The sequence below is a fragment of the Microbulbifer maximicatervae (SeqCode) genome, assembly GCF_052467955.1.
Map to the genome: position 1 here is coordinate 4,801,659 of NZ_CP174329.1, position 11,590 is coordinate 4,813,248.

The window sequence follows — 11,590 nt, forward strand, 5'->3', positions numbered from 1 at the left end:
CTTTATAATGGGTCCAATATTAATCACTTTGCCGTAATTTTTGTTTTGATCCACACCGGCTAAAGAGAGCATTATTTTGTAACTGGTCAAAACACACTCAGGAAGCAGCTGACTATGACAATAACTTATAGCTCTTACCTAAAAGTAGACGAGCTTTTGCAGTGCCAGAAACCCCTTTCCGATGGTCCCGAGCACGACGAACTACTTTTCATTACTATTCATCAAAGCTACGAGCTCTGGTTCAAGCAAATGTTGCATGAACTGGATTTCCTGGTGCGACTGTTCAACGCAGGTGAACGCAATCGCGCATTGCATACACTTAAACGTGTCGACACGATTTATCGTACTTTGATTCAACAGGTCGATATCCTGGAAACCCTAACTCCCCTGGAGTTTATGTCTTTCCGCGATCGACTATCCACAGCTAGTGGTTTTCAGTCGTACCAGTTTCGCGAGTTGGAATTTCTTTACGGAGCCAAGGACCCGAAAAAACTGGAAAACTATACCCCTGGCTCAGAGCACTACCAGCGCTTGATGAAGCGCCTTGAGGCGCCGACCCTTTGGGATGCTTTCCTAAACTTTTTGGTTCACGAAGGGCATAAGGTACCCGCTAATGAGCTTGAAAGGGATTTTAGCCAAGTTGCGGGACCTTCTTCAGCCGTCCAGAAAATACTGATCGATATCTATCGCAATGATCCACTGGTAAGTGAAATCTGTGAGGCTTTGGTGGACATCGATACTTCGTTACAACAGTGGCGTTACAGACATGTAAAAATGGTCGAGCGAACAATTGGCAGGAAAATGGGGACTGGTGGATCGAGCGGAGTAGGTTATTTACAGGGAACCCTGTTTAGACCGGTTTTCCCCGACCTCTGGGCAATTCGTTCAGAATTCTGATATCGGATTTCATTTGAGGGGGTACTTAAGTACCCCCCCCCAATTTGTGACCAGTTCAAAACCATAATTCACAAATGAAAAAAGCCAGCAATATGCTGGCTTTTTAAGCGCGGGTAACTCACCGGGAACTTAGTCCTCGTAAGGTACCAGGGAGACCTGAATACCCAGGCTCACTTCCTTCGCGGCATCCGCAATCTGTACGTAAGTATCCGCACTAGACTTGTTGTGTGCACGCACAATCACCATTGCCTGCGGGTTCTCCGCATACATCTGGGCGATACGGGCCCGTACAGCACGGCTGTCAATACGGCTGCCATCCGCCATGGTGATTTCATCATTTGCGCTAACCATCAACAGAATATTCTGCTTGGTAGGATCTGGCTCAGCATTGCTGGTCTCATTTGGATCAGGCACATTCACATCCAGCGCCTTCTCTTTAACAAATGAAGCAGTCACGATAAAGAAGATCAACATGATAAACACAACGTCCAACATGGGCGTCAGGTCGATATCTGCCTTTTCTTCTTCTACGGCCTTTCCGCGTCGTCTACTCATAAAACACCGTGCAATTTTCAAATATCAGGGGTGCCGGATTGACCGGTCTAATCTGGTGGGCAAGATTGCCGCGATTTCGCAAGCATTGCAAGTGCGAGCGATAACAGAGATAAATAAACTTTAAAAATCAATAAGTTACAGAATCGAGCCGACAGAAAAGATCAAATTTTAAGCAAAAATTCCGACTAACGTCCTGCTAGATAGCTGTGATAGTCAGGCACCTCATGCTCGAAGGATTGGTCCATCAATGGTGACTGTACCACCATATCTGCACTGCTCTGGTTGCAAGCCACTGGGATATTCCACGCTGCAGCAATACGCAGTAGTGCCTTGACGTCTGGGTCATGGGGCATGGGCTCAAAGGGGTCCCAGAAGAATATCAGTAAGTCCACCTGCCCCTCGCTAATCCTCGCTCCGAGCTGTTGATCACCTCCCAGAGGGCCACTTAAGAGCTTTTCGACACTTAAACCCGTCGCATCTTCAATTTTTCCACCAGTAGTCCCCGTAGCCAATAACTGGTGTCGTTTGAGCAGATTGTGATGTCTGAGACACCACTGAATCATGGCATCTTTACGGTTGTCATGGGCTACCAGAGCCACTCGCTTTGTCGCCGGCAGTGCTTTAGCAATAAATTCCATTTGAACCTCAATATCAAGAGTCTCTTCTATAGTATCTCAAATAAGCACCGACAGATTTGATTTTCCCGTAGGTTTAGTCCCTGTTATCGCAACCCAACTCCTTTATAGAGACTTCCAAAATTACTACAAAACGATTCATTAGATTCGAAGAAGTAATGTGGATTAATTCAAAGACCTCTTTATTCATTGTTATCTAGAGTAAGATCCCCCTGAACACAGCCCCCCTCGCTATAATGCAACAGCAAGAAACCGGACCTTTATAAGGAGTAAGTATGAGCGTAGGAGCCTGGGAGCCACAGGTAAGTGGCCCACAAAATGAAACCAGTGAAGAATTCAACCGGGAGCAGTTGCTCAGACTTATCGAAATTGCAGAGTCAGATAAACCTTTTACAGAATCAGTAGGAGCGTTTGAAAAAGTACCCTCTACACTTATTCGCCTTCCCTTCCAACACTGGATCGAAGAGAGCGAACATTGGAACAGTGCCCAGCTATGGCAACTGATCCGCTTCTTTACCTTGGCAGAAATGAATCTGCCAGGCTGGGACGCCGGCGCTGAGTCTGCAGTAATTCCCCTCGCCAAAGTACTCAAGCAACGCTCGACGCCATTAACAAAAGAACAACTGTTATGGATTCGCCAGAATTCCAACAATCGTTATTTGCCCTACGGGCCACTATAAAGCTACGCGATTGACTCCATATCACCCCAGTGACAGAGATATTCTGTTACTGGGTCAGTCCTGTCCCCCTCTCCCATTGCAAAACTCATAAGGTTGCCTTCGGTAAGAGCAGCCACTCCAAAGCAGAAGCATTGCCCATAAAAATATCATTAAGATTGTTGATCAACGCACGGATAATCAGGACTGCATTCAAATAGCTTCTGGTATTACTTGCCTCTGAACAACTGCCCTCTACTCCTTTTATGGCTAGCAGGGATGTCACGTGATAGCAAAACAAATGACTGGAGACCAAGCGCTCGCTTTCTCGGTAATTAAAAAGACCTCAACTGAAGAGCACAAACTAATACAGTTCCGTCCCATTAAATACATGGTTATAACTAGATTTATCACTGGCTTGCTTTCCGCTATGTAAAAGTAAACCTCGCAGCAATAATGTCAAATCCCGGCAGCCAAGACCCCAAATACCCCAACCGGTTGGAACTTATATACTGGGCAGTAGATCCCGTACATGAGTGTAAGTTCGCTCCCAGTTTTTAATTCCTTACTAAATGCCAGGGTACGGCAGTAGGATTCAAGCTGTCTCTGACATCTTGACACTTGCAACTTTCCGCAATTTGAATATCACACTTCAATACGCAAGGTTACACAACCAGCTATGGAGGTTGCCCGCTAATTGGCGCAGGCAAAAGCTCGCAGTTAAGTTTTGTTAATCCGGCTCTCTGTTAATTGATGAACAGAAACTATCTGCCACCATCAAAATCCAACTATAAAAGCCAAAACAACTAAACCAACAAGTTCATAAAGCTTACAAAATTACTCAACTATTTAACGCCACCGATACTGACCTGATACAAGGAATATTGAAGTTAAAGAATCACCAGTAATGAGTGCTTTCAAGTTCCCAAAAAGATCAAAAACACAGTTCAAACGGCCCCCAATTGAAAAATATGTAAAAAAAAGCCATTTTTTTTACATTAAATAGAAAAAAACCATCTAAAGGACTTGCAATTAGGTATACAAATAAGCTGCAATTAGCGCCGCTAGCTTGGGGGGACTCACTATCAATTGTTTTCTGCCGAAAACATGCATCTTGGACGGTGCCTAATTCCGTTAAAGATGGCTGAGAATAATTGATAGGAATGCCCCCACTTACTAAAACAATTCATTTTGCAGGGATATTTAAATGGCTACTAAAAAAGCTGCTCAAGTCGCTACCAGCGACGTCGCAAAAATGGAAGCGGAGCTACGCTCCCTTACCGCTAAACTGGAAACTGCCCGCCTTAAGCAGGAAAAAGACCTGACTGTCAAAGCCGAGAAATTGGCAAACAGTGCCAAGAAGGCTGCTGCTAAAGCAAAAACTACTCAAGATAAAGTAGCGACTGTTAGAGCTAAGAAAAAGACTGCTGCTCAACAGCAACAGCTGAAAAAAGCACGTGAAGCCGCCGCTGCAGCTAAAACTGCTGCAACTGAAGCCAAAACTGCCGCAACTGAAGCCAAAGATGCACTGGCTGAAATCAAAGCCGCCAACAAGCTGGCTTCTCAGGTAGCTAAGATCGTCGCTAAAGAAGAAGCTGCTGTAGCTAAGAAACTGGCTGCTGCTGAAAAGAAAAAAGCCGCTGCCGAAGCGAAGAAAACTGCTGCTGCCGCTAAAAAAGCCGCTGCTGCTGACAAGAAGAAAGCCACCGCAGCTAAGAAAAAGCCCGGCCGCCCAGCTAAAACTGAAGAAGCCAAGAAGAAGCCTGGTCGTCCCGCTAAGACCGAAGAAGCTAAGAAAAAGCCTGGCCGTCCCAAAAAAGACGCCACTGAAGCCAAGAAGAAGCCCGGTCGCCCAGCAAAAACTGAAGCCGCTAAGAAAAAGCCCGGCCGCCCCAAAAAAGCAGAGACCGCAGCCGCCGCAGCAACTGATGCTGCTCCTGTAAAACGCGGTCGTGGCCGCCCACCTAAGGCAGAATCCGCACAAAAGAAGCCCGGTCGCCCAGCAAAAGCGGAAGCCGCTAAGAAAAAGCCAGGGCGCCCCAAAAAAGCAGAAGCCACAGCCGCAGCAGCAACTGAAGCTGCTCCTGTAAAGCGCGGTCGCGGTCGTCCGCCCAAGGCTAAGTAAGCCAGCGCTTAAGTAAAACTGATTTATTCAGTTAGTTTAAACCCTGGCCTCGCCAGGGTTTAAACAGATCTTACTGCATCCGCAAGCCCTTCACCTGATGGTCCTCCCCCAACTCAATAACACAATCTGCCCAACCCGGCATATCCTCTAGCAAGCTCCGCGTCACTCTTTCGTAGTGTTGTACAAACTGAACAATTTGTTGATCTGTCATCCCCATTCCGGAGCGAACCCTGAGTTTATGTTCCTGTAACTTACGCCACTCAACGATACATTCCATACTCGGCGCTTTGAGCATCACCCATACATCGATAAGCGAAAAAAGATCTCGATAAGAATCTTCCAACTGTTGATTAACAAAATTTCGCCATTCGCCAGTACTATCTTCCCTGCACTCCAGTTCATTGAGCGGCCCTTCATACCCTTCTGAAGGCTTGGCTCCTAGGCACCATCCTTCGAAGATAACAACATCAACTTGCCCCCTGAATACGGGCCACAAGTGCTTAGGGATCCGATCATCACGTCCTTTATCAAACCTAGGTAATGCGATAGCGGAATCACTACTGGATGCACACAGGGCCTTGAGCGTGCTGATCCCCAAGCCGATATCATGGGTTCCCGGCACACCACGAGTTTCGAGTAAAGGGTGTACCTGTGTAGCCAGCTTGCGGCGCTGTTCCAGAGTTAAATAGATATCATCCAGAGACAAAACACAGCAGCGATAGCCCATCGCCTGGTAAATACATTGCCACACATCTGCCAGGGTCGACTTGCCGGTACCCTGCCCCCCACTAACCCCAATTATTAATGGATTACTGCGCTTATGGCGAGTCAGTACCCAAACTCCGAGGGGAAGAAAAAGTTGTTCGAGCACCTGGAGGAAATCGCATGGTAATTGATGCTCACGCAACAGCTCCTTAAAAGGCCCCGATAAACTCTCCTTAAGCTGTCCACTACGCTCTAAAATTTCATTCGGCCATTTAGCCTTATTCATAAATTCCCCGCTATAAAAACGGGGGCCTAAGCCCCCGAATTTTGTGATCACTAATTATGATTACAGTACTTATATAGCCGTCACTAACTTGCTACCGACTCAATAACCCCCTCTGGATTACCCCTCTTCTTGGAGCGACCCGGTAGTACTAACATAATGGGTGTGACCAATAACGTCAGCAAAGTGGAAAAGGTAAGCCCGTAAACAATTGCACTGGCTAGCTTCACCCAAAAAGAGGCTATCACTCCATCGACAACAATATTGCGCCCGACCATATCCACACTGACGCCTAGCGCCAGGGGCAACAACCCGAGGATAGTTGTTGCCGTTGTCAAAAAGACCGGTCTCAGCCTCTGTGTCGATGCCTTTACTGCTGCTTCCGTTGGTGTAAGGCTCGGCTCATTCTTACGCACGAAATTATAGGTATCTATCAATACAATATTATTGTTCACCACGATTCCAGCCAGCGCCACAATACCCACTCCAGTCATAATCACACTGAAGGTGCTTTGTGTTATTAGCAGGCCAAACATCACTCCCAAAGTGGACATAATCACAGATGAAAGTACCAATAAAGACTGATAGAAGCTGTTGAACTGTGTTACTAACAGGATAAACATTAAAAACAGAGCCAGGAGGAAGGCTATGCCTAGGAATTGAAAAGACTCATTCTGCTCCTCGTCCGCCCCACGGAATAGCAGCTCAACCCGGTTATCCACCGGATTAGTCTGCAACCACTTCCTTATTTCCTTCACTTTGTCATCCGGCAGAATCCCCTCTTGCGCATCAGCCTTAATTTGCATGCGAGTAATTCCGTCGATTCGCTCAATCTTATCGACCTTGGGCATGGCTTCCGTATGTACGAAGCTGCTAATCGGAACGGTACCCTGCACGGTATTAACTTTTAGCTGATCGAGCGCGGCTATGCCTCTGGCACTTCTGGGGTACCTGATACGTATATCTACTTCTTCATCCGTATCATCGGGTCGATATTCTGCAACCCGGACGCCATTGGTAACCAACTGCACCGCCCTGCCAACTTCAGTTAGATCGGCACCATATAGGGCAGCCTTGGCTCGATCGACTTTCACTTCCCACTCGATGCCAGGTAGTGGCGCGGTGTTTACAATATCTCGCAACCCGCCAATTTCCTCCATTGCACGGTGTAGTCGCCAGGTTTCCAGCAGTAGCTGCTCATAGTTCTGACTGCGCAACTCCAGAACAATATCCTTGCCTACCGGCGGTCCTCCCTCCATTACATTTGCGGTTACTTTAATTCCGGCAAAATCTGAGGTGCGGGAACGGATATCGGCAAAAATGTCGCGGCTCCGCCGCTCGCGTTCCTCTGCGGGATAAAGCTCCACTAACATATTGGCGATTTGATCTGGGGAACGATCAGAATTTCCAGAAATTCCGCCAGAACCAATAGTAGTGTGAGCTATTCGGACCTCAGGTACACTAAGCACGGCTCTTTCCACTTGCACCACCAGGGCTTTTTTCTCCTCCATGGACAAATTGCCCTGGGCCCTAATTTCTACATTGCCGTATTGCTCTTCTGTATCCGTGAAAAATTCAACACCCGCACCAAAATTGACAAAGCCAATAAAGATGGCAACCAGAATGGCAATAGTGGTTAAGAACCCACCCAATGGGCGCTGTAGAACCTTCTCAAGAATACGCGCATACCAGCCGGTAATTCCAGGCAGGGCTCGAGGTAAGCCATCCTCTAACTGACTCAGGTAGTTACGAGTAGAGGCATCCATTGCGCTTTTGCCAAACAGTGAACCCAGCACAGGAGCAAAAAACAGGGCGTACAAGAGTGACCCCGCCAATACTGCAAATACTGTAACGGGCAGGTAACGCATGAAGTCTCCCACCACTCCAGGCCACAGCATAATAGGCAAAAATGCTGCAAGGGTAGTCGCCGTTGAGGCAACTACCGGCCAGAACATCCGACTGACTGATGCAATATAGGACTCCCTTGCTGACAAGCCTTCAGCCATTTTCCGATCGGCAAACTCGGTGATCACAATGGAGCCATCAATTAACATACCGAGGGCCAGCAACATTCCGAACATCACCATAAAGTTAAACGAATAACCCAGATACCAGGTGATGATGGAACCAAACAGCAAAGAGAAGGGCACTCCCAGCCCCACCAGAATTCCCGAGCGAAAGCCGAGCGCGGCAACGACAATAATCATTACCAATAGCATCGCGGTCAGGATGTTTCCCTGCATCTCACTGACCATATCCCGTGCAAAATCAGATTGGTCAAAAACAAACTCAACCGTAATTCCCTGTGGCAAAACACCAAATTCAGCCTGAACCACTTCCCGGACTCGATCCGCAACATCGACAGAGCTGGCATCGTTGCGCTTTTCAACATTAATAGCGAGCCCCGGGCGACCATTGATACTGGTGTAGCTCACTGCATCTTTGAAGGTTCTGCGAATATCTGTAACAGCACCCAAGGTCACAACTCCATCGCGTGACTTCTTGAGCGGAATTTCATAAACATCCTGAGCGGTCTCAATCAACCCAGGGACTTTCACTGAAAAACGGCCCCGATTGGTTTCCAGCTCCCCTGCAGGAATTAACAGATTGTTCCCCAATACCGCGTTGATTAACTCCGCACTGGTGATTTGATAGTGCTCCAGTCGCACCGGATCAATCACTGCCTCAACAACCTCCTCCCTATTACCGTGGAGATCTGCACCTAGCACCTCAGGGATACTCTCTATCTTCCGCTTAAGCAATTCAGCCGAGCGCAGTAAAACCCGTTCATTCACTTGCTCGCCGGATAGGGTAACGACGATGGTAGGGAAAGGTTGAGCGGATACTTCCTCCACAGTGGGCTCGTCGGCATCCCGGGGCAGCTCAGCCCTGGCCCGCTCTACAGCATTGCGAATATCATCGACGGCATCATCTACACCAATGGCAGAGTCAAATTCAATCACGATATATGCAAGGGATTCCCGGGCGACAGCAATCACCTCGACAACCCCTTCTACCGCACGAATTTCCTTCTCCAGAGGGCGGACCAACAGGCGTACACCATCCTCTGGGGAAATTCCCTCGTGAGTGACCTGTACAATTACAAATGGAGGGTTCACCTCAGGGCTTGATTCAATTGTCATCGCTGCGCGAGCAACTATGCCAATTAAAACGATCAGCAGCATCAGGCATATTGTACTGCGATTTCTTTGAATAGCGCTTTCCAACAGCTTCATCGCGAATCCCCCTCGGGAATCACTGAAGTTTCGGATACCGGAGTCACCTCTGCGGAATCTACTGGGGAAGCTTCCTTCGCTTGGTTCTCCCGGGAAAACTCCTCCCCAGTTTTCAGTATTTCTGCACGAACCAAATCTCCCGTAGTGACATATTCTTGTCCCACAGTAATCAGAGTCACTGTGTCGGGCAGTCCAGAAACCCAGACGCCGCCATCACCATCCCCAACCAGTGAAACATTAATAAATTGCACTCGGTTTTTATCATTGAGAGTCCGCACCCCCAATTCACCGCTATCATCCAGCGTGAGTAGAGATGCATTAATATGGTGGGCCGTAATTTCACCGGTCGGGAGGACCAGCTGACCACTCAAGCCTCCGGGAAGTTGATTACCTGGATTATCTACTGCTACCTCCACTCGGTAAGCCCGAGTAATTTCCTGCGCCTGTTGACTGATATAACGAAGGTATCCGTCTACTAACAGTCCTCTTTGTAATTGGGCTCTCGCCGGCCCGCCCTCAACAAGGCTCCCCACTTGATCCTCTGAAACTTCGCCAACAATTAGGATGGGATCCAAGTCAAGAATGGTCGCGCATTCCTCTCCCCGGCGAATAAAATCCCCCAGCTCCACCGCTCGGCTATTCACTACTCCAGCAAATGGTGCACGAATTTGTAGTTTCTCTACCGTCACTTTGGCACGTGTGTACTCCGCCTTGGTTCGGGCAAGCTCAACTTGCTGCTGGGCCATTGCGGTATCCGACTGCAGTCCTTTTTTCTTAAGTTTCTCGGCACCGGCAAAGTCTATTTCTGCTTTGCGTTTTGCCGCTTCAGCTAATGCCAGTTGCTCAATACGATCTTCAGCCTCGATTTCGCAAATGACATCCCCTTGTCTAACTGTCTGCCCTTCCGCAACTGGAAGTGCAGCAATAATGCCATCCAGTTCAGCGCGCAGACGTACATGCCGGTTAGCCTCAGTGCGCCCATTCACTAGTATCTGAGTGGCGTATGGGCTGGACTCAATGATTTGGGCTTGAATTCGCAATTCAGGCTCCGGCTTCTTGGCAGTTACCTCTTTAGATTCTGACTGCTCATCCTCTGCATCGGAGAATAACTGCCCACTCAGCAGCCATAAAATAGCGATCACCGAAACAATAATTGCCATCCGGTAATTGCGCCTTGACCAGATTGATGCCAATACATTCATAACTTACTAAACCTGTTGGGCAATGATGCGCCATCGCAAAAGGGGTCTTAAATCCAATCGAAGGGATCTGCGATAACAACTGAAGCGAAGCGATTTTTACACAATCACAGCGACATATAAAAAGCTCCGCTGTGTCCTACTCGAATTCTGTCAATAAATACGTGGTTAATGTCGGGCAAATGAAATATACGAGTGATCTACAAATTTAGACTGGAATCAGCAGATAGTCCCCCCTAAAGAAAGGTGTACACATGTGCCAATAAAAATAAGTACAAAGAGGAGGGAGAGCAGTCAGGAGCGAGGAAATAATTCTCTCGCCCTTGGTTTGAACGGGAAACCTCTACGACAGCATAGATTCCAGAAATCCAAGCATGTCGGATTCATCATCAACCAGCTCACCAGAACCAAACTCCGCATTCCAGTCGAGCAGAATTTGAGCCAAAGCTTTCGCCTGTTCCGCTAAGGCAATTAACTCTTCCCGGCTATTTTTGGGTCCTGTATAAAGTTTCAGCTTTCTATGGCTATTCGCCAACTGATGCCCCGGATACTTGGACCTATAGACCTCCAGTTTCCAACGCAATGAATGCACCATATTGCGATAGAAAACCAGTTTTGCTGGCAACTGTAAAAGTGATAAGTCTTCCAGGTCACCAAACAGCGTACAATCAACGCCTAGAACCTGGGTATCCTGGCTATTATTCGCGGCAAATACATCGGCACTGCGGGGCTCCGCCAATAGCATCGACAAATCACCAAATAACTCACCTGGACGTATTACCGCCAAAGGACGTTCATTTCCCGGAGCCTCCTCAGCTGCGGGACTGTTCACCTTCACATGTAACTCGCCGCGTAACAAGAAGTAGACCCATTGATCCACATCCCCTGCACGCAGCAGCTGTTCGCCCGACTGAAGGCTGACCAACCGGGAGCGCTTTAGCAATACATCGTATTGCCACTCACTCGAGGCACGAATATCCCGAAATAGATGGATGACATTGAGAAGACGATCCACAGCATCCCGTGGATACTCGCTAAGAGGTTTAATTTCCATGCACAATTCAAATTTAGTGAAAACTATTCCATTTTCCTGAAAAGAGTGGCCTAAGCCACTCTGCAAAGTGCCATTCTAAACGATATCGACCTAGCACACCTGTTTCTAAGTGTGACAATCGTTTCTTTACCAACCCATCATCTTGCGATAAAGAGGACAGTCTGCCCCTCACAGGGTTGAACTCCGTTCCAGTTACAGTAGAGTTAGGTGTAGTGGGTAGTACATTGTACTCCTACAAGCTTTGG

At 47.8% G+C, this 11,590-nt stretch carries 9 protein-coding genes; 3 read left to right on the top strand and 6 right to left on the bottom strand.

The genetic code is table 11. The features are described from left to right. Nucleotides 1–114: 114 nt before the first annotated feature. Complete coding sequence (locus ACJJI5_RS20690) at nt 115–897, top strand: tryptophan 2,3-dioxygenase (protein ID WP_445355080.1); 783 nt, start codon at nt 115–117, stop codon at nt 895–897. A gap of 129 nt (nt 898–1,026) precedes the next feature. Here the strand turns inward: ACJJI5_RS20690 and ACJJI5_RS20695 are convergent, their stop codons facing one another. Then, nucleotides 1,027–1,452: an ExbD/TolR family protein gene (locus ACJJI5_RS20695; protein ID WP_413664360.1), complete on the bottom strand. Its 426-nt coding sequence runs from the start codon at nt 1,450–1,452 to the stop codon at nt 1,027–1,029. Nucleotides 1,453–1,637: 185 nt separating this feature from the next. Further along, nucleotides 1,638–2,090, bottom strand: a complete 453-nt coding sequence (locus ACJJI5_RS20700) for a methylglyoxal synthase (protein WP_413664359.1) — start codon at nt 2,088–2,090, stop codon at nt 1,638–1,640. Between the two features lie 272 nt (nt 2,091–2,362). Between ACJJI5_RS20700 and ACJJI5_RS20705 the strand changes: the two genes are divergently transcribed. Together ACJJI5_RS20705 and ACJJI5_RS20710 are read left to right on the top strand one after the other, a co-directional pair. Then, the gene (locus tag ACJJI5_RS20705) at nt 2,363–2,767 is read left to right on the top strand and encodes a hypothetical protein (protein ID WP_282934304.1); all 405 of its coding nucleotides are present in this window, start codon (nt 2,363–2,365) and stop codon (nt 2,765–2,767) included. A 1,183-nt stretch (nt 2,768–3,950) separates the two neighbouring features. Beyond that, nucleotides 3,951–4,868: a hypothetical protein gene (locus ACJJI5_RS20710; RefSeq protein ID WP_413664357.1), complete on the top strand. Its 918-nt coding sequence runs from the start codon at nt 3,951–3,953 to the stop codon at nt 4,866–4,868. 70 nt (nt 4,869–4,938) lie between these two features. On the opposite strand, the gene ACJJI5_RS20715 is transcribed toward ACJJI5_RS20710, so the two are convergent. The 4 genes from ACJJI5_RS20715 to ACJJI5_RS20730 form a co-directional block, all read right to left on the bottom strand. Beyond that, a complete protein-coding gene (locus tag ACJJI5_RS20715) occupies nt 4,939–5,859 on the bottom strand; it encodes a phosphoribulokinase (protein WP_445355081.1) in 921 nt (306 codons plus the stop codon). A gap of 83 nt (nt 5,860–5,942) precedes the next feature. Then, nucleotides 5,943–9,092, bottom strand: coding sequence for an efflux RND transporter permease subunit (locus ACJJI5_RS20720; RefSeq protein WP_445355082.1), 3,150 nt, complete (start codon nt 9,090–9,092; stop codon nt 5,943–5,945). Further along, the gene (locus ACJJI5_RS20725) at nt 9,089–10,294 is read right to left on the bottom strand and encodes an efflux RND transporter periplasmic adaptor subunit (protein WP_445355083.1); all 1,206 of its coding nucleotides are present in this window, start codon (nt 10,292–10,294) and stop codon (nt 9,089–9,091) included. The genes ACJJI5_RS20720 and ACJJI5_RS20725 overlap by 4 nt, the downstream gene beginning before the upstream one ends. A gap of 340 nt (nt 10,295–10,634) precedes the next feature. Next, nucleotides 10,635–11,345: a Crp/Fnr family transcriptional regulator gene (locus tag ACJJI5_RS20730; RefSeq protein ID WP_413664353.1), complete on the bottom strand. Its 711-nt coding sequence runs from the start codon at nt 11,343–11,345 to the stop codon at nt 10,635–10,637. Nucleotides 11,346–11,590: the final 245 nt, after the last annotated feature.